Origin of the sequence: Nonomuraea turkmeniaca, assembly GCF_005889735.1 — a bacterium.
GTDB classification, from domain to species: Bacteria; Actinomycetota; Actinomycetes; order Streptosporangiales; family Streptosporangiaceae; genus Nonomuraea; species Nonomuraea turkmeniaca.
Genome location: NZ_VCKY01000172.1, coordinates 1 through 22,283 on the forward strand (window position 1 = coordinate 1; position 22,283 = coordinate 22,283).

21 protein-coding genes are annotated in these 22,283 nt (G+C 68.5%); 11 read left to right on the forward strand and 10 right to left on the reverse strand.

What is annotated here, in order from left to right; translation table 11 throughout:
* Nucleotides 1-489, reverse strand: a 489-nt coding sequence (locus tag ETD86_RS37495; RefSeq protein WP_170223471.1) for a PspC domain-containing protein, incomplete at its 3' end; no start/stop codon positions are given.
* A gap of 113 nt (nucleotides 490-602) precedes the next feature.
* Between ETD86_RS37495 and ETD86_RS37500 the strand changes: the two genes are divergently transcribed.
* From ETD86_RS37500 to ETD86_RS37510, 3 genes are all read left to right on the forward strand, one after another.
* Nucleotides 603-1,817, forward strand: a complete 1,215-nt coding sequence (locus ETD86_RS37500) for an ATP-binding protein (RefSeq protein ID WP_138671396.1) — start codon at nucleotides 603-605, stop codon at nucleotides 1,815-1,817.
* Complete coding sequence (locus tag ETD86_RS37505; protein ID WP_138671397.1) at nucleotides 1,814-2,446, forward strand: response regulator; 633 nt, start codon at nucleotides 1,814-1,816, stop codon at nucleotides 2,444-2,446. The genes ETD86_RS37500 and ETD86_RS37505 overlap by 4 nt, the downstream gene beginning before the upstream one ends.
* 106 nt (nucleotides 2,447-2,552) lie before the next feature.
* Nucleotides 2,553-3,509, forward strand: a complete 957-nt coding sequence (locus ETD86_RS37510; RefSeq protein ID WP_138671398.1) for a L,D-transpeptidase — start codon at nucleotides 2,553-2,555, stop codon at nucleotides 3,507-3,509.
* A gap of 167 nt (nucleotides 3,510-3,676) precedes the next feature.
* On the opposite strand, the gene pcrA is transcribed toward ETD86_RS37510, so the two are convergent.
* A complete protein-coding gene (pcrA, locus tag ETD86_RS37515; RefSeq protein ID WP_484213968.1) occupies nucleotides 3,677-5,938 on the reverse strand; it encodes a DNA helicase PcrA in 2,262 nt (753 codons plus the stop codon).
* Between the two features lie 96 nt (nucleotides 5,939-6,034).
* Here pcrA and ETD86_RS37520 point away from each other — a divergent pair, with 96 nt between their 5' ends.
* Nucleotides 6,035-6,754, forward strand: coding sequence for a PIG-L deacetylase family protein (locus tag ETD86_RS37520; protein WP_138671399.1), 720 nt, complete (start codon nucleotides 6,035-6,037; stop codon nucleotides 6,752-6,754).
* 6 nt (nucleotides 6,755-6,760) lie between these two features.
* On the opposite strand, the gene ETD86_RS37525 is transcribed toward ETD86_RS37520, so the two are convergent.
* The 6 genes from ETD86_RS37525 to ETD86_RS37550 form a co-directional block, all read right to left on the reverse strand.
* On the reverse strand, nucleotides 6,761-7,171 hold the full coding sequence (locus ETD86_RS37525) for a PIN domain nuclease (protein WP_246148794.1): 411 nt from the start codon (nucleotides 7,169-7,171) through the stop codon (nucleotides 6,761-6,763).
* 11 nt (nucleotides 7,172-7,182) lie between these two features.
* Nucleotides 7,183-7,395, reverse strand: coding sequence for a type II toxin-antitoxin system VapB family antitoxin (locus tag ETD86_RS37530; RefSeq protein ID WP_138671401.1), 213 nt, complete (start codon nucleotides 7,393-7,395; stop codon nucleotides 7,183-7,185).
* Between the two features lie 208 nt (nucleotides 7,396-7,603).
* Nucleotides 7,604-8,287 (reverse strand): CPBP family intramembrane glutamic endopeptidase, encoded by a 684-nt coding sequence (locus ETD86_RS37535; RefSeq protein WP_138671402.1) that lies wholly within the window; start codon nucleotides 8,285-8,287, stop codon nucleotides 7,604-7,606.
* 507 nt (nucleotides 8,288-8,794) lie between these two features.
* Nucleotides 8,795-9,055 carry a WhiB family transcriptional regulator gene (locus tag ETD86_RS37540; RefSeq protein ID WP_138671403.1) on the reverse strand — a complete coding sequence of 87 codons (261 nt, stop codon included), beginning with the start codon at nucleotides 9,053-9,055 and terminating at the stop codon, nucleotides 8,795-8,797.
* An 84-nt stretch (nucleotides 9,056-9,139) separates the two neighbouring features.
* Nucleotides 9,140-9,787: a neutral zinc metallopeptidase gene (locus tag ETD86_RS37545; protein ID WP_138671404.1), complete on the reverse strand. Its 648-nt coding sequence runs from the start codon at nucleotides 9,785-9,787 to the stop codon at nucleotides 9,140-9,142.
* A gap of 392 nt (nucleotides 9,788-10,179) precedes the next feature.
* On the reverse strand, nucleotides 10,180-11,643 hold the full coding sequence (locus tag ETD86_RS37550; RefSeq protein WP_138671405.1) for a glutamate-cysteine ligase family protein: 1,464 nt from the start codon (nucleotides 11,641-11,643) through the stop codon (nucleotides 10,180-10,182).
* Nucleotides 11,644-12,463: 820 nt separating this feature from the next.
* On the opposite strand from ETD86_RS37550, the gene galE reads away from it, so the two are divergent.
* Entirely contained in the window at nucleotides 12,464-13,441 is a 978-nt protein-coding gene (galE, locus tag ETD86_RS37555; RefSeq protein ID WP_138671406.1) for a UDP-glucose 4-epimerase GalE, read from the forward strand.
* A gap of 154 nt (nucleotides 13,442-13,595) precedes the next feature.
* Here the strand turns inward: galE and ETD86_RS37560 are convergent, their stop codons facing one another.
* A complete protein-coding gene (locus ETD86_RS37560) occupies nucleotides 13,596-14,456 on the reverse strand; it encodes a hypothetical protein (protein WP_138671407.1) in 861 nt (286 codons plus the stop codon).
* 622 nt (nucleotides 14,457-15,078) lie between these two features.
* Between ETD86_RS37560 and sucC the strand changes: the two genes are divergently transcribed.
* The 3 genes from sucC to ETD86_RS37575 all read left to right on the forward strand — a co-directional run bounded on the left by sucC (nucleotide 15,079) and on the right by ETD86_RS37575 (nucleotide 19,105).
* Entirely contained in the window at nucleotides 15,079-16,260 is a 1,182-nt protein-coding gene (gene sucC / locus ETD86_RS37565) for an ADP-forming succinate--CoA ligase subunit beta (protein WP_138671408.1), read from the forward strand.
* A 3-nt stretch (nucleotides 16,261-16,263) separates the two neighbouring features.
* Complete coding sequence (gene sucD / locus ETD86_RS37570) at nucleotides 16,264-17,139, forward strand: succinate--CoA ligase subunit alpha (RefSeq protein WP_138671409.1); 876 nt, start codon at nucleotides 16,264-16,266, stop codon at nucleotides 17,137-17,139.
* Nucleotides 17,140-17,479: 340 nt separating this feature from the next.
* Nucleotides 17,480-19,105 carry a cell division protein PerM gene (locus tag ETD86_RS37575; RefSeq protein WP_138671410.1) on the forward strand — a complete coding sequence of 542 codons (1,626 nt, stop codon included), beginning with the start codon at nucleotides 17,480-17,482 and terminating at the stop codon, nucleotides 19,103-19,105.
* A 186-nt stretch (nucleotides 19,106-19,291) separates the two neighbouring features.
* Here the strand turns inward: ETD86_RS37575 and ETD86_RS37580 are convergent, their stop codons facing one another.
* Nucleotides 19,292-19,711, reverse strand: coding sequence for a hypothetical protein (locus ETD86_RS37580; RefSeq protein ID WP_246148795.1), 420 nt, complete (start codon nucleotides 19,709-19,711; stop codon nucleotides 19,292-19,294).
* Between the two features lie 76 nt (nucleotides 19,712-19,787).
* Here ETD86_RS37580 and purN point away from each other — a divergent pair, with 76 nt between their 5' ends.
* The 3 genes from purN (at nucleotide 19,788) to ETD86_RS55815 (ending at nucleotide 22,250) form a co-directional block, all read left to right on the forward strand.
* Entirely contained in the window at nucleotides 19,788-20,417 is a 630-nt protein-coding gene (purN, locus tag ETD86_RS37585; protein WP_211370563.1) for a phosphoribosylglycinamide formyltransferase, read from the forward strand.
* Nucleotides 20,414-21,952 (forward strand): bifunctional phosphoribosylaminoimidazolecarboxamide formyltransferase/IMP cyclohydrolase, encoded by a 1,539-nt coding sequence (purH, locus tag ETD86_RS37590; RefSeq protein WP_138671412.1) that lies wholly within the window; start codon nucleotides 20,414-20,416, stop codon nucleotides 21,950-21,952. The genes purN and purH overlap by 4 nt, the downstream gene beginning before the upstream one ends.
* Nucleotides 21,953-22,073: 121 nt before the next feature.
* Nucleotides 22,074-22,250, forward strand: coding sequence for a hypothetical protein (locus ETD86_RS55815; protein WP_170223472.1), 177 nt, complete (start codon nucleotides 22,074-22,076; stop codon nucleotides 22,248-22,250).
* The last annotated feature ends 33 nt before the right edge of the window (nucleotides 22,251-22,283 follow it).

Below are 22,283 nucleotides of genomic sequence, written 5' to 3' on the forward strand. Positions count from 1 at the left end.
ACAGGTGTAGGACGGCGCGGTTTGCTCCTCCACCCGCCGGCGGCTGAGCCGCTCGGGCATCGACCGGGCCAGCCCCACCAGGTCCACCCCGCTGGAGTGCGCCGCCAGCAGCGACACGGCCAGGAGCACCCCCACCACCAGCGTCCCCGCGTCGAACCAGATCGTGGCCAGGTTGATCGCCAGCCCGAACGCCAGCACCGCCGTCAGCAGCGCCATCACGGCCTCGGCGTCGAAGTCACGCCGGGTCCACTGCTCGATGATCCCGGGCCTTCCGTTCGGCTCCTTCATCAGCAGGAACGCCGCCAGGTACAGGAACAGGCCGACGCCCGAGCCGAGCAGCAGCACGGCGAACGTCACCCGGAACACCACGGGATCGATGCCGGTGTGCCGCCCGAGACCCGCGCACACTCCCATGAGTATGCGTCCCTCGCTGCTACGTCGCAGCACCTTGCGGGAGGCGGCCGGTTCTCTGGGCGGACCTTCTGTCATGGAACTATCGTGGCCCTGCGCAGGGTGTGCTCGCATCCGGGACACCCCTGACCCGACCCGGGGGTTGTTCCCTGATGCCCGGAACGCCCCCGACATGTGACGATGGCCATGTTATGGCTGACCAGAAGACTCTCGCCGAGCCCACCGGCGACGCGCCGTTCCGGCGCATGATGCGCCCCATGGAGGGCCGCCTGCTCGGCGGCGTGGCCCAGGGGCTGGCGACGCAGCTCCGGCTTGATCCGGTCGTGATCAGGCTGGCCTTTGTGCTGCTCAGTGTCGTCGACGGGATCGGCGCGGTGGTGTATGCGGTGTTGTGGATGGTCACACCGCGACAGCCGCACCAGGGCCAGTCGCCGGCGCGGGACTGGAGCCAGCTCGCCGCGTTCACCGCGATCGGGCTGGCGTTGCTCGCGTTCGGCTGGCTCACGGGGGCCTCCCAGGGAGGGATCGGCATGTTGCCGTTCGCGGTGGGCGGCATCGGCGCATTGATCCTCTGGCAGCAGGCCGACCCCGAACGCCGCCGGAGCTGGATGAGCGGGGCCGCGCTCAGCATCAGGAAGAACCGCGTGCGCACGCTGCTCGGCGTCATGCTTGTGGTGGTGGGCGCGGCCGGGTTCCTGTACTCGCAGGGCGAGCTGGCGTGGCAGGAGGCCAGACCGGGGCTGCTCTTCACCGTCGTGGTCGTCGGCGGCCTGGCGGTCATCGCCGCGCCCTGGCTCGCGGGCCTGTGGAAGGAGCTGCAGCTTGAGCGGCGCGAGCGCATCAGGCAGGAGGAACGCGCCGAGGTCGCGGCCATGGTGCACGACTCGGTGCTGCACACGCTCACGCTGATCCAGCGCGTCGCCCACGACCCGCGCGAGGTCAGCCGCCTGGCCCGCTCCCAGGAGCGCGAGCTGCGTAACTGGCTCTACCAGCCCGCGCAGGACGCCGACGCCACGCTGGCGGCCGCCGTACGCAGGATCGCCGCCGAGGAGGAGGACGCGCACGGCGTGCCCATCGAGGTGGTCTGCGTCGGCGACATCGACCTCGACGGGGGCGGCAGGCTCGGCGCCATGCTGAAGGCGGCCAGGCAGGCGATGGTCAACGCCGCCAAATACTCCGAAAGCCCCTCTATTTCCGTTTACGCCGAAGTAGAGGGTGAAGAGGTCACGATTTTCGTGAAGGATCGGGGTAAGGGGTTCGACTTCGAGACGGTGCCACTCGACCGGATGGGGATCAGGCAGTCCATCATCGGCAGAATGGAACGTCACGGAGGTTCGGCCCGCGTACGCACCGAGCCTGGCGAGGGCACGGAAGTGATGTTGACGATGAAGGTGGAGAAGGCATGACGCGCGTATTGATCGTCGACGATCACCGGCTCTTCCGGTCCGGGGTGCGTGCCGAGCTGGGCAACTCGATCGAGGTGGTGGGCGAGGCCGAGGACGTCGAGTCGGCCGTCAAGGCGATCGCCGAGCACCAGCCCGACGTGGTCCTGCTGGACGTGCACATGCCCGGCGGCGGGGGCCAGGAGGTGCTGCGCCGCGTGCTGGGCTCCGGCTCCCAGGTCCGCTTCCTCGCCCTGTCGGTCTCCGACGCCGCCGAGGACGTCATCGGGGTGATCAGGGGCGGCGCGCGCGGCTACGTCACCAAGAACATCAGCGGCAAGGAGCTGACCGACGCCATCCGCAGGGTGGCCGACGGGGACGCGGTGTTCTCGCCGCGGCTGGCCGGGTTCGTGCTGGACGCGTTCGCCTCCTCCGAGGCGCCGCCGATCGACCCCGAGCTCGACTCGCTGACGCAGCGCGAGCGCGAGGTGCTGCGGCTGATCGCGCGCGGGTACGCGTACAAGGAGATCGCCAAGGAGCTGTTCATCTCGGTCAAGACCGTGGAGACGCACGTCTCCTCCGTCCTGCGCAAGCTCCAGCTCTCCAACCGCCACGAGCTGTCCCGCTGGGCCACCGCCCGCCGCCTGGTCTAGGTCGATTACACCGTTACGGGAAAGTTATCCCTTTTCGGCAGACGAATCACCCGTCTCATTTGTCACACAAGGAGGTAGATAGGCACATAGTCCAGGAGTAACCCCTTTGAAGCGCGTCACCCGGATGCTTCCGGCCATGGTCGCACTGGTCGCCGCGACGGCCTGTGCGGCGGAGAGTGTCCCCGCATCGCGAGTTCAAGCCGCCCCCGCGATCCAGGTTCCCGCGGGCGCCGCAGTCATCGTCCCGGCGAAGAAGGTCAAGCTCGGCATCGCCGACATCACCCCCATGGGGGAGAAGGCCGAGAAGGTGGGCGTCGGCTTCCCGATCATCGTCACCTTCGACCGTGACGTCAAAGCCAAGGACAGGGCGGACGTCGAGGCGCTGCTCGAGGTGACGCCGGAGAAGCCGGTCGAAGGCGCCTGGCGGTGGGTGTCGGCACGCAAGGTCATCTACCGGACCAAGACGTACTGGAAGCCGTACCAGAAGGTGCTCTTCACCGCGAGGTTGTCGGAGCTGCCGGGCAACACCGGCGCCAAGGACGTCTCCCGCCGCTTCGCCGTGGGGGCGCAGCACATCTCCGTGGTCAACACCCGCTCGCACACGATGAAGGTCTACCGGAACGGCAAGCTCGCCAAGAAGATCCCGATCAGCGCCGGAAAGGGCGGGCTGACCAGGAACGGCGTGGACGTCTACCTGACCACGAGCGGCGTCCATCTCACGATGGGCAAGAAGGCCGTCGAGACCATGACCTCCTCCTGGATGGGCGTGACGGATCCGAAGGACCCGCGCTACTACAAGGAGCAGATTCCGTGGGCGGTCCGCATCTCCGACAGCGGCGAGTACGTCCACCAGAGCGCCGGCTACTACCACTTCCTCGGGCGTTCCAACCAGAGCCACGGCTGCGTCCGGGCCACCCCGGCCGGAGCCAAGTACTTCTACACGATCGCCCAGCGCGGTGACGTCGTGAAGATCACCGGCACCAAGCGCAAGCTCCAGTGGAACAACGGCTGGAGCTACTGGCAGCTCAACTGGACCCAGTGGAAGAAGGGCAGCGCCCTGTAGCCGCATGGCCCGCCGCGACCGCGCCCCGGTCGGCCAGCAGGCCGGCGCCCTTCCGTGGACACCGCGCGGCGGGCTCCGCCTGCTCCAGGGCCAGTCCCCATTCACCAGCATCCACTGAGAGTCCCGATCGCCCGGCCGGCGCCGCTCGGCGAAGACCTACTCGGGGGTCACAACTTCTCGAGCGGCGCGTACGCCAGTAGCAACGTCTTCTCCCCGCCACTGCCGAAGTCGATCTTGACCTTGGTCTTCTCCGCGACCCCGTCCACGGCCACCACCGTGCCCAGCCCGAACGCGTCGTGCGAGACCCGATCCCCCGGGGTGAGCGACGGCACCGTGCGTCCGCCCGCGCCTCCGGTCTTCGCCGGCGCCGGCCGGGCGGCGGGCTCCCGCCGGGTGGCCGCGCTCCAGGCCGACTTCTCCGGATCCGTACGCCAGTCGATGAGCTTGCCGGGCACCTCGTTGACGAAGCGGGAGGCGGGATTGAACGACGGCGACCCCCACGAGCTGCGTACGGCCGCCCGCGTCAGGTAGAGCCGCTTCTGCGCCCGCGTGATCCCCACATAGGCCAGCCGGCGCTCCTCCTCCAGCTCCTTCGGCTCGCCCAGCGACCGGATGTGCGGGAAGACCCCGTCCTCCATAGCCGTCAGGAAGACCACGGGGAACTCCAGCCCCTTGGCCGTGTGCAGCGTCATCAGCGTGACGACCCCCTGCCCGCCGTCCGCGTCGGGGATCTGGTCGGCGTCGGCCACCAGCGACACCTGCTCCAGGAACTCCACCAGCGTGCCCTCCGGATTGGCCTCCTCGAACTCCGAGGCCACGGAGATGAGCTCGTTGAGGTTTTCCAGCCGCGACTCGTCCTGCGGGTCCTCGGAAGCCTCCAGCTCGGCGCGGTAACCGGTAGCCACCAGCACCTCCTCGGCCATGGCCGAGGGCGGCATGCCTTCGGCCTTGGCGATCAGCTCCTCGATCATGGCGACGAACTCACGCACGGCGTTGAGCGACCGCGTCGCCATGCCGTACGCCTCCTCGGCCCTGCGCAGCGCGTCCCAGAACGTGATGCCCTCGCGCGACGACAGCGCCTCGATCATCGCCTCGGCCCGGTCGCCGATGCCGCGCTTGGGCACATTGAGAATGCGCCGCAGCGACACCACGTCGGCCGGGTTGGCCAGCACGCGCAGGTAGGCCAGCAGGTCCTTGACCTCCTTGCGCTCGTAGAAGCGCACACCCCCGACCACCTTGTACGGCAGCCCGGTGCGGATGAAGATCTCCTCGAACACCCGGGACGCGGCATTGGTCCGGTAGAAGACGGCGACCTCGCTGGGCTTCACGCCTTCCTCGTCGCTGAGCCGGTCGACCTCCTGGGCCACGAACATGGCCTCGTCGTGCTCGTTGTCCGCGACGTACCCGACGATCTTGGGCCCATCGCCCTGGTCGGACCAGAGGTTCTTGGGCTTGCGCGACTCGTTGCGCGAGATGACGGCGTTGGCCGCGGTCAGGATGTTCTGGGTCGAGCGGTAGTTCTGCTCCAGCAGGATGGTCCGCGCGTCCGGGTAGTCGCGCTCGAACTCCAGGATGTTGCGGATCGTCGCGCCCCGGAACGCGTAGATGGACTGGTCGGCGTCGCCCACCACGCACAACTCCGACTGGTCGGTCCCGGACCGCACCAGGTCCCCGTCCGTCGTGCGCAGCTCGGGATGCCCGACGAGCTCCCTGATCAGGATGTACTGGGCGTGGTTGGTGTCTTGGTATTCGTCCACCAGCACGTGCCTGAACCGCATCCGATAGTGCTCGGCCACCTCGGGGAAGAGCTGGAACAACGTCACCGTGTTCATGATGATGTCGTCGAAGTCCATCGCCCCGGCCTCGGTCAGCTTGAGCTGATAGGCCTTGTACGCCTGCGCCAGCGTCTTCTCCAGATGCGAGCCCGCCTTGTCGATCGCCGTCTCGTAGTCGATCAGCTCGTTCTTGAAGTTGCTGACCTGTGCCGAGAACGAGCGCGGCGGGTAACGCTTGGGGTCGAGCTCCATCTCCCTGCAGACCATCGCCATGAGCCGCTGCGAGTCGGCCTGGTCGTAGATCGAGAAGCTGGACGGGAACCCGAGCCGCTTGGCCTCCCGCCGCAGGATGCGCATGCAGGCGCTGTGGAAGGTCATCACCCACATGACCTTGGACCGCGACCCGACCAGCTTGTCGATGCGCTCCTTCATCTCCCGGGCGGCCTTGTTGGTGAACGTGATCGCCAGGATCTCGCCCGGATGCACCTTGCGCTCGGCCAGCAGGTACGCGATGCGATGGGTGAGCACTCGCGTCTTCCCCGACCCCGCCCCCGCCACGATGAGCAGTGGACCGCCGTGATGGATCACGGCCTCGCGCTGCTGCGGGTTGAGACCGTCGAGCAAGGGGTGGTCAACAGAGACTTGGGTCGGCACGCGTCTAGGTTAAGACTCCCCACCGACAAACGGCGCATGGAATGCCATCGCCAGGGCTCCGGTTGTCCTTCAACGGAAGGTCAAGAAGGGGGAGCCATGTTGCCGGAAGCCGAGATCAACCGGGTCCTTGTCGTGACCGCGCATCCCGACGACGCCGATTTCGGCTCCGCCGGGAGTGTGGCGTTGTTCGTCGACAGGGGAGTGGAGGTCACTTATCTGCTGGTCACGGACGGCGACGCGGGCGGCAACGAGCGTACTCTGGACAACTCCGGCATGGCCGAACTCCGCAGGAGCGAGCAGCGTGCCGCGGCCAAGGCCGTCGGCGTGACGGACGTGCGCTTCCTCGGTTACCCCGACGGGCAGGTGGTGACCTCCCTGGAGCTCCGGCGCGACATCGCCCGTGTGATCCGCCAGGTCAGGCCGGACCTGGTCATCACTCACCACCCGGATCGCAATTACCGGTTCATCGCCCCCAGCCATCCCGACCACCGCGCCGTCGGGGGAGCCACCCTGGACGCCGTCTACCCGGACGCCCGCAACCCCTACGCCTTCCCCGAACTGCTGAAGGAGGAGGGCCTGGAGGCGTGGACGGTACGGGAGGTCTGGCTGAACGGCGGCCCGACCCCGAACCACTGGGTGGACGTCACCGACGCCATGGACCGCAAGCTCGCGGCCCTGCAGTCGCATGTGAGCCAGGTGTCGCACGTGGAAGGGTTCGCCGAGTTCGTCAAGGGGCGCTTCGCCGCCTGGGCCGAACAGGCCGGCTTCGGCGAGGGCCGCTACGCGGAGGGTTTCCAGGTGGTCCCCACCGCCTGAGATCTTTCAGGGCACGGAACCGGGCGGCACGACCCAGAGCGCGGGCTGCCCGGTGACGTCGGAGATGATGTCGAAGTCGCGGTCGTAATGCACGACCGTCGCCCCATGCACCTCGGCACAGGCGGCGATCAGCAGATCGTTCGGCCCGATGCCGCGGTGGTGCGAGCGCTCGACGAGTTGCCTTTGCACCTCCAGTGCCCGTCTCTGCACCTCCTGATCCACTGGCAGCGTGATGCACTGGCGCTGGGCGTGCAGGATGCGTTGGTAGTGGCCGAAGTCGCGGGCGCTGTAGAGCACCTCGAGGTCGATGACGCAACAGGTCGCCACGACCCGGGCGGCATAGAGCGGGTACAGCGCCTTGGCGATCACGTCGCTGGTGCGTATGCGCGCCACGGCGCTCTTATCGAGCAGGTACATCAGTCCTGTTGTCACCACGCATGCTTCATGATCTCCGGATCCAGCAGGTCCGGGCTCCCCTCCGTGCGCCAGAACTCGAACGCCTCGATTGCGCTGGCCCTTTCCGCGTCCCGCTCGACGACCGCCTGGAGCGCGGCGTGGACCGTTTCCTTCATGGTCGCCGCCCCCAGTTTCCTCTGGGCCGTTTCCAGAAGGGCCTTGTCGATGTCGATCACCGTACGCATGCAACACCACCTCCGTACCTCCAGCGTATATCAGAAATCGTGATCTTGATATACGCTCCCCCCGAAGCGGCGCCGACCTCGGGGAGAGCGTCCCGGGAGACCGTAAAGCATCGAGGTCGGCCGCATATGGAACGCTCCACGAAATGGGGGAGGATCTTCATCCATAGGTGAAGAACTCTCATTCAAGGAGTGACCAGAGTGCGCGGACTTACTTCTTTTTCGCGGCAATCCGGGCGAAGAGATAGCCCAAGGAGTTGGTCGCAAGATGCAGCATGACCGGGGCCAGGAGGCCGTTGCGGCGGCGCAGCTCGCAGAACAACACCCCGGCCGCCGCCGTGGACACCACGCTCCCCGCCACCACCCGCGCCATGTCCAGATGAGTAGGCGACTCACCGGCCGCCAGCGCGCCCAGGGCGGGGTTGGCGCGGGCCATGTCCATGGCAGGCAGGATGTGCCAGAGCCCGAACAGGCCCGACGAGACCGCCGTGGCGGCGACCGTGCCGTGCCTTTGGCGCAGCATGGAATACAGGGCTCCGCGGAAGCCCACCTCCTCAAGCAGCACCGTGCCGAGCGGGACCTGGAGGAGGGCCTCTTCCAGGACGCGGGCGCGCGAGAGCGACAGGGCGCGCTCGTCGTGGAAGAGCGGCCTGGTGCGCGGGTTGGAGATGCCGATGGTGTAGGCGGTGGCCACCGCCGCCGCCAGGGCGCCGCCCGCGATCGCGCCGCGACGGCCTTGTTCGAAGCCCAGCTCCTCCCATGACAGGCCGGATTTGCGAGCCATCGCCACCAGGGCCGCCGTTGCGGCGGTGGAGGTCAGGGGGCCCAGGCGGGGGGCGATCTTGTTGTTCATGAGGTTGGCGGCGGCGAGGACGGCGATCGAGCGGAGGAGCACTCTTGCAGGCTACGTCGCGACACGCCTGCCTCGCCCCGCCTCGTGCCACCCGCCACCCGCCACCCGCCCCACGCCGTCGCACCCGGCTCGCCACCTCGTGCTCCGCGCGGTCGCGCCCGGCCGGCCACCTCGCAACCCCATGCGGTCGCGCCTCCTGGGGCTCGCCATCCCGCGCTCCGCCTCCTTCGCCGGCGCTCGCTAGGTCTGCGGTCGTCCCGGACTGCGCGCTGGAGCGCGTGGTCCCGCGCCTCCGAGCCGGCCCAATCGCTGCTCGTGTCATCGGAGGCGCGCGCATCCCGCACTACCCCGGCCTTCGTGGGACCGCCGCATTGATGACGCCGCATCGGGCTGAGCCGCGCTGTCCCGTCCGCTCCGACGGGCGCCCCATGGGGGCATGCTGCTCCGTCGGCGAACGGCACTCAGGCTCGCCGTACTGCCCCTCCGCCGCCGCTACGGCCACGAGCGCGATGGCGGCGCGAATGGCGTGCGGGTGCCGTGGGAGGGGCGTCAGGAGGCGGCAGCGGAGTTGCGCCAGCCGGCCGGGAAGCGGGTGCGGCGGCGTTCTACGGCGGTGAGGCCGCCCCAGATGCCCTCCGACTCGCCCGCTCGTAATGCGTACGAGCGGCACTCCTCCATCACCTGGCAGCCCGCGCAGATCGCCTTGGCGCGCGCTTCCTGCAGAGGCGAGGGGGCAAGGGGGAAGAAGAGGTCAGGGTCGCTGGATCTGCACGCCCCCCGGCGCAGCCAGCCGATCTCCTCCAGTGGCATGCGTCAACGGTACGGCGTGGTCATGATCGACCACATCATCCTTTGGGTTGATGGGGGTGTACACCCACGGTCGACCTCATGACGTCAGCAGGCCCCCACCCCGTCCCGATAGCCTTTCGCGAACGAGGCCTGCCGCTGCTCGGCCGTGCCGTGGGCGGCCGGGTTCAGCCAGTCGTCCGTCGGGTCGCCGGCGGCCGCGAGGCTGGCCAGCAGCTCCTTCTCGTCGCCCCGGTCCGCCAGCAGGGCGCCCGAGTTGACCAGGGCCGACAGGGTGCCGCCCGCGTAGCAGTCGGCCTGCAGCTCCATCTGCACGTTCAGCTCGTAGTTGGACTCCAGCTGGGCCTGGATGGAATGCCCGAGCTCATGGGGAATGATCACATAGACGGACCCGTCCCCCATCTCGTTCCACAGGCCCTCCAGCCAGTCCTGGTCGTAGGCGATGAAGTGGCCCACGGGGCAGTAGAAGGCGTTGTTCGGTACGGAGGGCTGACCGCCGCAGCTCGGCCCTGAGGTCCCGGAGTATGGGACGAAGTCGGCGATAGGCCGATATGTCTCCCCTAGCTGGGCGAACTGCTGCTCCCAGAACTCCTCCGACAACGTCCGCGCCGTGCGGATGTCGTCCTGGAAGTCGTCCTCGCCCTGTGCATTCATGGACGGCGGGCGGGTGATGCCGCAGGAAGCCAGCAGCAGGACAAGAACAACGATCAGCGGACGGAGAGTCACAGCCTTCACCGGGGCCTCCAGAGGATGGCCTGACCTTCAGGCCTGAAAGGAATCCGGACCCCGTCAGGATGTGGCCCGGACAGGCCGGGACCATCCACGTGCGAAGCGCGCTCCAGGGGAGGCGGCGGGTCGTCCATCGGCTGGGAACGCCTCAGCGAAGAGGACGTCATCGAAGACCTGTCCCAGGCTGTCATGCAGCCGAATGGCCAGTGATCCCTTGGGAAAGGCTGCTCGGGCCACCCGCTGTGTCAATTCAGGGATCTCACGGACAGGCTGCGGCTCCAGCGACATGAGGGCACCACCTTGAAGGCTTCGGGGTTACCTCCACCATCCCGGATCCATACTGATCACGAGTGACGATTTGAGAGATCAGCAACGGGTCCTTCAGGCAGGGGAGGACGTCAAACTTCCCACTGGTGTACGGGCTCATTCGTATGCATTCGCTCGATGTACTCGAGGGTCATGGCACGCAGCGCCTCGTGCCGGTCGCCTCCCTGCGCGCTCACCCGCTCCACTTGCCAGGTCGCCCCCGTACGCCCTGTCAGGCAGCGGCCCTCGATGATGGCGAGCAGCCGGTCGGCGACGGCCTGGTCCACACCCCATTCGGTCAGCCCTTCGTGCGCCATGGGCAGGAGGCGGCGCAGGATCAGCTCGGCGGCGGGCACCTCGCCCAGCCCCGGCCAGTACAGCCGTGCGTCGATCCCGTGCCGCGCCGCGGCGCTGAGATTGTCCTCCGCGGCCTGGAAGGACATCTGGCTCCAGATCGGCCGTTCGGCGTGCGGCAACACGCGCATCAGACCGTAGTAGAAGGCGGCGTTGGCCGCGATGTCGGCCACGGTGGGCCCCGCGGGCAACACGCGGTTCTCCACGCGCAGGTGCGGCATGCCGCCCACCACCGCGTACACGGGCCGGTTCCAGCGGTAGATGGTGCCGTTGTGCAGGGTCAGCTCGTGGAGGTGGGGGACGCGTCCCCGTTCGAGCTCGGCACGCGGGTCATCGTCCTCACAGAGCGGCAGCAGGGCCGGGTAGTAGCTGACGTTCTCCTCGAACAGGTCGAAGACGCTCGTGATCCACCGCTCGCCGAACCACACGCGCGGCCGCACACCCTGCGCCTTGAGCTCGGCCGGCCGCGTGTCCGTGGCCTGCTCGAACAGCGCGATCCTGGTCTCGCGGTGCAGCTCCTTGCCGAACAGGTAAGGGGAGTTGGCCGCGACCGCGACCTGCACTCCCGCGATGGCCTGGGCGGCGTTCCAGTGCGCGGCGAACGCCTCTGGGCTCACCTGCAGGTGGAGCTGCACGCTCGTGCAGGCGGCCTCGGGTGCGACGCTGTCGGCGTGCGTTTCCAGGCGTTCGACGCCTTCGATGCACAGATGCAGATCTTCCCCGCGGGCGGCGAAGATCTGCTCGTTGAGCAGGCGGTAGCGGGGGTTCGCGGAGAGCGTGCCCTCGCCGATGTCCTGCTCGCGCAGTGTGGGCAGGATGCCGATCAGGACCAGGTGCCCGCCCTGGGAGCGGGCGCGTGACTCAGCGTGGTTGAGTCGTGCTCGTACGTCGTTCTCCAGCCGGAGCGCGCCGTCGCCGGTCAGCTCCTGAGGCTCGACGTTGATCTCGATGTTGAACTGGCCCAGCTCCGTGGCCCAGTCCGGCTGCTCGATGGCGGCCAGCACCTCGGCGTTGCGCATGGCGGCCTCGCCGTCCGCGTCCACGATGTTGAGCTCGATCTCCAGGCCGGCGAGGGGGCGTTCGAGCTCAAAACGGGATTCACGGAGCAACTGGGCGAAGACGTCGAGGCATCGCCGCACCTTTTCGCGATATTTCCGCCGGTCCTCGCGGCTGAAGACCACCACCGGCACGTCTCTGCCCATATCTGGAAATGTCGCATGCCAACGCCCCCAAGACCAGGCCGCCCTTGCGCCCTTCCCGCCAAACCTTTGCCGAACCCGGCCCCAGGTGAAGGCATGTGGGGCCTTCGATGGGCAGCCGCGGATCCGTTCTTGGCCCGCGGGCTTGTGACCACGGTCCCGGCCCACGATGCGCGCCGTGACGGCGCTCAGCCACTGAAGGGCTCAGAGGCCGTGTTCCTGGAGGGTCCCCAGCCGAAGTGCGGCGGGTGGCGGCCCAGGTGGCGAAGCCGTACAGGATGGGAGTGTTGGAGAAGGCCCGTCAGGGGCGGTGGAGGGTTTTCGTGGAGGTGTCGACGACGCGCATGCCGCCGTTCGCTCGGCCGCGGATCCGGATGTAGGACGCATCACCCGGCCGCTTCTCAGCCAGAGCCGCCACGGAGCGCCATGTTCGTATTCGTCGTACTTCCCTTTTCCCGGGCAGGTGGAATCGGCGAAGCGAGCGTATTCTTTCCGCGCGACTCCGTGCGCTGCCGGCTGCAGGGAAGTGAGCAGCAGCGGCGCCGCGACGAGGACAACGGTTAATCGTCGAGCCGGCGTCATCATCGGCATCCTTGATTGCCCGGAGAATGGGTCTCGATGACCCGCGGAAAGTGCCCTCGGCCATCACCTGATCGCGACCGACGGTATCGGCGTCATGACACTTCGGCCGTCGCCGATGCCCGCCGATGCCCGCCGATGGCTCAGCGGGGCGGCGGGCGGCCGGCGGTCTGCTCGGGCGGCGAGGGCACGCTCTTGGGAAAGCCCGGCCGGATACGGGGCCGCGCGAAGATAGGGTGCGGGCATGCGTGTTCTGATCAGTGGTGGGGCGGGCTTTATCGGAAGCACGGTCGCCTCGGCGTGCCTGGATGCGGGGATCTCGCCGGTGATTCTCGACAGTCTCGTGACGGGGCGGCGGGAGTTCGCCGAGGGGCGGGTCTTCTATGAGGGAGACATCAGCGACGGCCCGCTGATTGACAAGATATTTGCCGAAAATCCGGATATCGAGGCAGTCATCCACTGTGCTGCGCTCATCGTCGTGCCCGACTCCGTCGCCGACCCCATCGGCTACTACCGCGCCAACGTGACCAAGAGCCTGGAGTTCATCGACCACCTGATCCGCAACGGCTGCACCCAGATGGTCTTCAGCTCGTCCGCCTCGATCTACCGTGCGGGCGAGGACCACACGGTGGACGAGAACTCCCCGCTCGACCCCGTGAGCCCCTATGCCCGCACCAAAGCGGTGTGCGAGGCGATGTTCACCGACATCGCCGCCACCCACCCCATCAAGATCGTCTCCCTGCGTTACTTCAACCCCATCGGCGCCGACCCGAAGATGCGCACCGGCCTGCAACTACGGCGTCCGAGTCACGCCCTCGGCAAGATGATCGAGGCGTACGAGGACCGCGTGCCCTTCCAGATCACCGGCACCGCCTACCCGACCAGCGACGGCACCGGCATCCGCGACTACGTCCACGTCTGGGACCTGGCCACCGCGCACGTCGCGGCCCTTCGGCGTTTCCCTGACCTGGACGAGGCCGTGATCAATCTGGGCACCGGCGCGGGCACCACCGTCCGCGAGCTGGTGGAGGCGTTCAACCGCGTCGTCGACCACCCGATCGAGGTCGTCGAGGCCCCCGCGCGTCCCGGTGACGTGGCCGGCGCCTACACCCGCAGCGACCGCGCCCGCCGCCTGCTCGACTGGCAGGCCCGCTACTCCGTCGAGGACGGCATCAGGCACTCGCTCGAATGGGCACGCCATCGCGAGTCGCGGCTCGGCTAGCCCTCTGGACCGTCGCGGCGGCCCCGACGCGAGGGGTTCACGGGCGGGACCGTGGAGCTGCCCGACCCGTGGGAAACGTCATCGGCCTCACCGACTCCACCACAACAGCCGCACCTCTCCCGCCTGGCGACGGGAGAGGGCTGAAGCGACTGGATCAGCCGCCGACGTTGCCGAACTGGTCCCAGATGATGGACGCGTCGTCCTCACCGTTCTCGAACTCGGTGGCGACCTCGTCCACCGGCGGCGCCTTGATCGACACGGCGGTGCCCCAGCCGGAGAACCTCGTGTCCACGCTCACCGTGCCCTTCCCTGTGGACAGGGCGGCCACCGGGAAGGTCGACACGAGCCGGGTCGGCAGGCCGGCCGAGTTCACGGTGATCCGCCAGCTGATCGTGCTCTTCTGCGCCTTCGCGGAGGGCTTGGAGAGCGCGGCTGCGCGATACCACGGGGACACCTTCCACAGGGCGCCCACGGTGATCTTGCCGGCGTAGCCGCCGCCGGCGGGCTTGGCGCCCTTGAACAGGGTCTTGAGGGTGGCGGGCTCGGCCAGGTTCAGCGGCTGGCCGTAGACGCCGGTGACGCCGCCGGTCGGGCCCTTGGGCATCTTGAACCAGGTCTTGCCCTCGGGCAGCAGGGTCGACCACATGCCGCCGGACAGGTACGCCGTGGTGCCGACCCTGATCGTGCGTTCCGGCGTGGCCAGAGCCTTGAGCAGCTCCGGGGCGTCGTCCGCGTCTGCGCCCAGGTCCTTCAGCGAGATGTTGAACTTGCCCGTGATGTCCGAGGCCGCGACGCCGGACTTGCTGAACTGCAACGTGCCGCTGCGGCGGACGAAGATATCGCGTTGCCCGTCCACGTCGAGGGTGGTCCGCTCGGTGAACTTCACTCCCTTGCCAGGAGCGAGCTGCTTCTTCACCGTGACGACGGGGTTCTTCGGTGCGGCGGCCATCGCGGGCGTCGCGGCGACCAGAGTGGCGGTGGTGGCTAACACCACGCCGGCGAGCATTCGCTTCATGCGGATTCCTTTGTTGAGGGGGATCACCGGTGCTTCCCGCCGAAACTTTCGTGTCTCGGGGTGAAGCGAGGTGGAAAAAGCTGGGTCGTGATCATAGCGTTCCGGCCCGCGTGGTGGATATCGGAGATCCTGCGTATACACGTAACGTCCCATGGCGATCACGGACGGGAAGGGCCCCCGCATGCCGGAGCTGAAAGCGCCGGTCGTCCGAGCGCGTCCGCCGAAGCCGGCGCGACGCCCGCGAGAATTCGCTTCATGTGATTCCTTTGAATCGGAAAACAAGGGGGCGCGGGAAGCCTGCCAATGAGAGATCACGGCCATATGTCGATGCCCGGGCGCTACGACGGCGAATCGGTGCATATTTTGTGCAGAACACGATCCGCAGCCTCTCGCCGGAAGTGAGATCAGCGTCACATAGCGGGAGAACCATGACCCGATGACCTGGGCAGGTCAAGCTTCGGGCTAGGCTTCACTGGCGGAAACGCCCGGCACGCACCCCTGAGCGTAGGAGCTCGCCGTGAGAGAGCGAGGAACGAAGCCAACGAGCGGCGAAGCGGATGCGACCGTCAGCGCAGTTGCCCGGGCCGTCGAACATCAGTCGGATAAGCAAGGACGGACCCTCGTGGACCTGTTCGAACATCAGGCGAAGGAGCTCTTCGCTGACTACGGCATCCCGGTGCCGCGCGGCATCGTCGCCCACACCGTGGAGGAGGTGCGGGCGGCCGCTGAGCAGTTGACCGGCCGCGTTGTCGTCAAGGCCCAGGTCAAGACCGGTGGCCGAGGCAAGGCCGGAGGCGTGAAGGTGGCCGACGACGCCGCCGACGCCGCTGAGAAGGCCACCGCCATCCTGGGCATGGACATCAAGGGCCACACGGTCCACAAGGTGCTCGTGGAGGAGGCCAGCGCGATCGCGGAGGAGTACTACTTCTCCTTCCTGCTCGACCGCGCCAACCGTACGTTCCTCGCGATCTGTTCCGCCGCCGGCGGCATGGACATCGAAGAGGTCGCCCACAGCGCTCCTGAGAAGGTCGCCAAGGTGCCGGTCTCCGCGCTGACCGGGATCGACCGGGCCAAGGCTCGCGAGATCGCGGTGGCCGGCGGCCTGCCGGAGAAGTCGCTCGACGGCGCCGCCGAGCTCATCGAGAAGCTCTGGTGCTGCTTCGTCGACGAGGACGCCACGCTCGTCGAGGTCAACCCCATGATCCTTTCGGCCGACGGCCAGGTGAAGGCCCTCGACGGCAAGGTCACGCTCGACGACAACGCCTCCTTCCGCCAGCAGGAGCACGAGGCGCTGGCCGACAAGGCGGCCGAGGACCCGCTCGAGGCCGCGGCCAAGGAGAAGGACCTCAACTACGTCAAGCTCGACGGCAGCGTCGGCATCATCGGCAACGGCGCGGGCCTGGTCATGTCCACCCTTGACGTCGTGGCCTACGCCGGTGAGGCGTTCCCCGGCAAGCCGTCCCCGGCCAACTTCCTCGACATCGGCGGTGGCGCCTCGGCCGAGGTCATGGCCGCCGGCCTGGAGATCATCCTCTCCGACCCCGACGTGAAGTCGATTTTCGTGAACGTCTTCGGCGGCATCACCGCCTGCGACGCCGTCGCCAACGGCATCGTCTCGGCGTTCAAGCTGCTCGAGAGCCGGGGCGAGGCCGTGACCCACCCGCTGGTGGTCCGCCTCGACGGCAACAACGCCCAGCTCGGGCGTCAGATCCTGGCCGACGCCGCGCTCCCGCGGGTCGAGCTGGTAGACACGATGGACGACGCGGCCAAGCGGGCCGCCGAGCTCGCTGCGGTAGGTGCGTAACTCATGGCCATCTGGTTGACCGAAAACAGCAAGATCATCGTTCAGGGCATGACGGGCGGCGAGGGCACCAAGCACACCCGCCGCATGCTCGCCTCCGGGGCAAGGGTCGTGGGCGGTGTCAACGCCCGCAAGGCCGGCACCGTGCACGAGGGCCTGCCCGTGTTCGGCACGGTCAAGGAGGCCATGGAGCAGACCGGCGCCGACGTGTCGGTCGTGTTCGTGCCGCCGGCGTTCACCAAGGACGCCGTCAAGGAGGCCATCGACGCCGAGATCCCGCTCGTCGTGGTGATCACCGAGGGCGTGCCGGTACACGACAGCACCGAGTTCTGGGCCTACGCCGTCGAGAAGGGCAACAAGACCCGCATCATCGGCCCCAACTGCCCCGGCATCGCCTCCCCCGGCGCCTCCAACGCCGGCATCATCCCCGCCGACATCACCACCGCCGGCCGCATCGGGCTGGTGTCGAAGTCCGGCACGCTGACGTACCAGCTCATGTACGAGCTGCGCGACTTCGGTTTCTCGACCGCGGTCGGCATCGGCGGCGACCCCGTCATCGGCACCACGCACATCGACGCGCTCCAGGCCTTCCAGGAGGACCCGGGCACCGACGCCATCGTGATGATCGGTGAGATCGGCGGCGACGCCGAGGAGCGGGCCGCGGCCTACATCGAGCAGCACGTGACCAAGCCGGTCGTCGCCTACGTGGCCGGCTTCACCGCGCCCGAGGGCAAGACGATGGGCCACGCCGGCGCCATCGTGTCCGGCTCGGCCGGCACCGCCCAGGCCAAGAAGGAGGCCCTGGAGAAGGTGGGCGTCCGCGTCGGCAAGACCCCGTCGGAAACGGCCCGCCTGATGCGCGAGATCATGCAGGCTCGTTGATCATCCCTGAGAAGGCCCCGCGTGGTAGGCACCGCGCGGGGCTTTCCCGTGCGCGGGCGGTGCGGGCCCAGGGGCCACCACGGAGCCGGCCCACTGTGCGTCGTCACGGCGGCGCGCCCTGCTTATGGTCGCATTCGCTACGGGCCTCCGTTGGCATCGTGCCCTCGCTCTCTCCGGCCCAGGCTCATCGCTCAACTGACCGGGTCAGAAAGCGTCTCCCTGGACAGGCGCCGGCCGGCGACGGCGGGTGGGGCAACCCGTCGAAGTGTAAAGGATGAAAATAAAAATACCGGCGCGTCAACCAAGCGGTGGTTGGGAAAGGTTGAGAAAATCACCTACTGTGACGGCGATTATCGACCAGTTGCGTAGTGCCCCCCGGTCGGTGCTCGGCAAGCTCCCCGGGGTCCCTGGTGACGACGATGAGGCGCGGCGCCCGCTGCCCGTGTCCGGGATGCTGGCCGCGGCATGCACGCTGGGCGTCGGCTTGGCCGCACTCACCACGCTCACGCTGGTCGGCTGGATCGCCGCCCCGCGCGGCACGCTCGGCTCCGGCCTGCCGGGGGTGTTCCGTACGGCGGCGCAGCTCTGGCTGGCCGCGCACCACGCAGGTTTCGCGATCCCGGGCGGCCGGGTCGGATTGTTGCCGCTTGGGCTGATCATGCTGCCCGCTGTGCTGCTCTACCGGGCGGGACGCTGGATGGCACGCGACGCCGACCTGCGGCTCCGGTTGCCCGAGCGGCTGCCCAAGAACAGCCCGCGTGAGCAGGCCCAGGCCCGCCGCCGAGCCCAGCTGGTGCTGGTGGTGCAGGCCGGGGTGTCGCTGGCGGCCCCGTACGCGCTGCTGGCCGGGCTGATCGCGCTCGTCGCGAGCAACGAGATCACGCAGCCGTTCATCGGCGAGGCGCTGTTCAGCCACTTCGTGCTGGCGTTCCTGGCGGGGGCGCTGGCCACCGCCCGGATGATCGGGCCCTGGCGGGTGATGCTCAACCTGCTGCCCGAGCGGGTGCGCGCGCTCACCGTCGGCACGGCCGTGGCCACCGCGTTGTTGCTGGTGGCCGGGCTGGCGCTGGTGCTGGTCGCCGTCGTGCTCAACTTCGACCAGGTCAAGGAGCTGTCCAGCGTCCTGTCGCCCGGCTTCGTGGGCGGCGTGCTGCTGATTCTGCTCCAGCTGCTCTACCTGCTCAACGCCGTCATCTGGGCGTCCTCGTACATCGCGGGGCCGGGGTTCGCCATCGGCGCGGACACCCTGGTCGCGCCCACGGGCGTGCAACTCGGCACGGTGCCGAGCCTGCCGTTGCTGGGGGCGTTGCCGGAGAGCGGGCCGGTGCCGGCGTGGATGATGGCGGTGATCGCGCTGCCGTTCGCGGCGGGAGCCGTGGCGGGGGTGATGGTGGCCAGGATCTCGCCGTCGCCGTCGTACGAGGCGGCGCCGCTCTGGGGGTTCCTCACCGGGGTGTCCACCGGCGTCGTGGCGGGGGCGCTGGCGGCGCTGTCCGGCGGGCCCATCGGCGGCGGTCGGCTGGCGGCGGTCGGGCCGTCACCGTGGGAGGTGGCGTTGTCGGTCGCGCTCGAGGTGGGCGTGGCCGCGGGCATCTCCGCGGGCGTGACGAACCTGCTGCTCCTCAACAAGCGGGCCCGCACGCCACTCGACAAGGCGGCCGCCCCGGTGCGCAAGGCGGGGGCCGCGATCGCCAAGGCGGCGAGCAAGGTGGGACTGGCCGAGTCGGACCCGCGCCCGCTGCCGGGCCACTGGATGGATGCCACCGAGGCCGATACTCAGGAGATCCCGGTCATCAGGGATGACTGGCAGGACGAGCACGCCTCGGCGGCGGCCGAGACACAGGCCCAGGCGCGGCCACCCCGGCCGGCGGAGGCAGGGCCGCCCCGTAAGGACATCGTCGACGAGTCCGACGACCGCGGCGGCCACGTCATCTATCTCGATCCCTACGCGTGGGATAAAGACTAGTTTTCTTTACGCTGCGACGTGGTTGCCCCAAACGCCGTCGTTGGCCGGCCTCTGTCCAGGGAGACGCTCTCTGACCCGGTCAGTGGCGCGCCGCCGTGACGACGCACAGTGGGCCGACTCCGTGGTGACCCTAGGGCCGTGGAGAGTCGTCGGCTGGCTCCGGGATGATCCGTGGGTCGGTCGCTCTCAGGGCTGCATGGCGCCCAGGAGCTCCAGGACGTCTGGTGGGAGCTTGCGTTCGGCCGCGTCTCTGAACTGGGTGAAGCACTCGCCCTGCGAGGACACCGTGCCGGCGCCCTTCATGCACTCCTGGTAGGCGGAGTATTCGTCCATCAGATACAGCTGCATCCCCGTGGCCATGGCCGACAGTGCCAATGCGATCGAGGAGATGGTGATGCCGCCCACGGCTATCCCCGTGGGTTTGCCCGCGCCTTTCAGCAGCGGCAGCGCCCGGATCCCGGCCGCCAGCGCGAACAGCGCCATGACCAGGCCGGCGAGCGGCAACATGAACGTCATGGCCAGCGCTGCGATGGACAACCAAATCGCTCGGCGACCCGCCGATTCGGCGGGCTGCTGGCCTGCCGGTGCCTGCACCGGTGTCGACACCTGACCTCCTCTGCGTCGCCGGGCGAGGAACAGATACCCTGGCACCCCCACCCTGTTTTCCTCTTGGAGAGTGTGCGTGTCTAAGGCTGGGCGGCTCGTCGTCCTCGTCTCCGGCTCTGGAACCAACCTACAGGCCCTGCTGGACGCTTCTGCCGACCCGTCGTACGGGGCTCGCGTAGTGGCGGTCGGCGCCGACAGGGAAGGGATAGAAGGGCTGGTACGGGCCACCAAAGCAGGCGTCCCGACTTTTGTCGAAAAATTGGGCGATTATGCGACAAGGGCGGATTGGGACCGCGCGATCGCGGCCAAGATCGCCACGTACGAACCCGATCTGGTGGTGGCGGCGGGCTTCATGAAGATTTTGGGTGCGCCGACGCTCGACGCCTTCCCCGTGCTCAACACTCACCCGGCGCTGCTGCCGTCGTTCCCCGGCGCGCACGGCGTGCGCGACGCGCTGGCCCACGGGGTCAAGGTCACCGGCTGCACGGTGATGCTGGCCGACGAGGGGATCGACACCGGCCCCATCGTCGCGCAGGAGGCGGTGCCCGTGCTTCCGGGCGACGACGAGGCGGCCCTGCACGAGCGCATCAAGACCGTCGAGCGCCGCCTGCTCGTCGAGAACGTCGGCCGGATGGCCCGCGAGGGCTGGACGGTCAGCGGACGTCATGTCCGCATCGGCAACCAATCAGGAGGGGAATCCACGTGACTCGCATCGCCATCCGGCGCGCGCTGATCGCTGTTTACGACAAGTCCGGGCTCGAGGAGCTGGCCAGGGCCCTTGACGGCGCAGGTGTGGAGATCGTGTCGACCGGCGGCACGGCCGCCGCGATCTCGTCGTACGGGATCCCGGTGACGAAGGTCGAGCAGCTGACCGGGTTCCCCGAGTGTCTCGACGGACGGGTCAAGACGCTGCACCCGCGCGTACACGCCGGGCTGCTGGCCGACGTCACCAAGCCGCACCACGTGGCCCAGCTGGAGGAGCTGGAGATCGACCCGTTCCAGCTGGTCGTGGTCAACCTCTACCCGTTCCAGCAGACGGTTGCCTCCGGCGCGTCCGACGAGGAGTGCGTCGAGCAGATCGACATCGGCGGGCCCGCCATGATCCGCGGCGCCGCCAAGAACCACAACACCTGCGCCGTCGTGGTCGACCCCGGCTACTACGGCGACGTGCTCGCGGCGCTGGCCGAAGGCGGGTTCACGCTGACCGAGCGGCGGCGGCTGGCGGGCATCGCGTACGCCCACACGGCCTCGTACGACGTGGCCGTGGCCAACTGGTTCGCGGGCGCCTACGGAGAGGACGAGCTCCCTGCCTTCACGGGGGCCGCGTACGAGCGCAAGGCGACCCTCCGCTACGGCGAGAACCCGCACCAGCGTGCCGCGCTCTACACGGCCGGCGCGGGCGGGCTGGCCAACGCCGAGCAGCTGCACGGCAAGGAGATGTCCTACAACAACTACCTCGACGCCGACGCCGCGTGGCGGGCCGCCTGGGACTTCTCCGACCCGTGCGTGGCCATCATCAAGCATCAAAACCCGTGCGGCATCGCGATCGGCTCCGACGTGGCCGACGCGCACCGCAAGGCGCACGCCTGCGACCCCGTGTCGGCGTTCGGCGGGGTGATCGCCGTCAACCGGCCGGTCACGGTGGAGCTGGCCCGGCAGATCGCCGATGTGTTCACCGAGGTCGTCATCGCACCCGCCTTCGACGCGGAGGCGCTCGAGGTGCTGCGCGAGAAGAAGAACCTGCGGCTGCTGGTGTGCGCGGAGGGGCCGGCGCAGCCGACGGAGTTCCGCAGGATCGACGGCGGGCTCCTGGTGCAGACCGTCGACCGGGTGGACGCACCCGGGGACGCGGTGTCGCAGTGGGAGCTCAAGACCGGCGAGCCGGCCTCGGCCGAGGTGCTGGCCGACCTGGAGTTCGCCTGGCGCGCCTGCCGCTCGGTGAAGTCCAACGCCATCCTGCTGGCCGGCGACGGCGCCACCGTGGGTGTGGGAATGGGGCAGGTCAACCGGGTCGACTCCTGCCGCCTGGCGGTCACCAGGGCCGGGGAACGCGCGCCCGGCTCGGTGGCGGCCTCGGACGCCTTCTTCCCGTTCCCGGACGGTTTGGAGGTGCTGGCGGAGGCGGGCGTGAAGGCGATCGTCGAACCCGGTGGCTCGATCCGGGACGACCTGGTCATCGAGGCCGCGGAGAAGGCCGGCATCACCCTGTACTTCACCGGTACCCGACACTTCTTCCACTGATCAACCACTAAAGGGCGACATGATCAATCGTGTCGCCCTTTAGTGCGTTTTGGGGGCGAGCACTGGCCGTGTCCGGTTAGCCTAAGTGCCTCCCCGCTGAGCCCATTCCACGGAGTTCTCCTTGCTCGATGTGATCCTGCAGGCCTTCGTCACCATGAACGGCTTCGCCACCAGCCCCGTCGTCCTCCTGGTGCTCGCCTTCGTCGGCGCCTACCTCGGCAGCCGAGTCGTCGAGATCATCCCGTTCACCCGCCGGATCATCGAGCGCAGAGAAGCCCAGGCGGCCGAACGCGACTAGTTTCCGCACGTACCCTCCGCCGGCGTCCCCCGC

Bases quoted from the DNA above. Each gene is read 5' to 3' on its own strand.
- ETD86_RS37500 (WP_138671396.1), top strand. From the start codon at position 603: ATGGCTGACCAGAAGACTCTCGCCGAGCCCACCGGCGACGCGCCGTTC.
- ETD86_RS37505 (WP_138671397.1), top strand. From the start codon at position 1,814: ATGACGCGCGTATTGATCGTCGACGATCACCGGCTCTTCCGGTCCGGG.
- ETD86_RS37520 (WP_138671399.1), top strand. From the start codon at position 6,035: ATGTTGCCGGAAGCCGAGATCAACCGGGTCCTTGTCGTGACCGCGCAT.
- ETD86_RS37525 (WP_246148794.1), bottom strand. From the start codon at position 7,171: ATGTACCTGCTCGATAAGAGCGCCGTGGCGCGCATACGCACCAGCGAC.
- ETD86_RS37530 (WP_138671401.1), bottom strand. From the start codon at position 7,395: ATGCGTACGGTGATCGACATCGACAAGGCCCTTCTGGAAACGGCCCAG.
- ETD86_RS37540 (WP_138671403.1), bottom strand. From the start codon at position 9,055: ATGCCACTGGAGGAGATCGGCTGGCTGCGCCGGGGGGCGTGCAGATCC.
- ETD86_RS37550 (WP_138671405.1), bottom strand. From the start codon at position 11,643: ATGGGCAGAGACGTGCCGGTGGTGGTCTTCAGCCGCGAGGACCGGCGG.
- galE (WP_138671406.1), top strand. From the start codon at position 12,464: ATGCGTGTTCTGATCAGTGGTGGGGCGGGCTTTATCGGAAGCACGGTC.
- ETD86_RS37560 (WP_138671407.1), bottom strand. From the start codon at position 14,456: ATGAAGCGAATGCTCGCCGGCGTGGTGTTAGCCACCACCGCCACTCTG.
- sucD (WP_138671409.1), top strand. From the start codon at position 16,264: ATGGCCATCTGGTTGACCGAAAACAGCAAGATCATCGTTCAGGGCATG.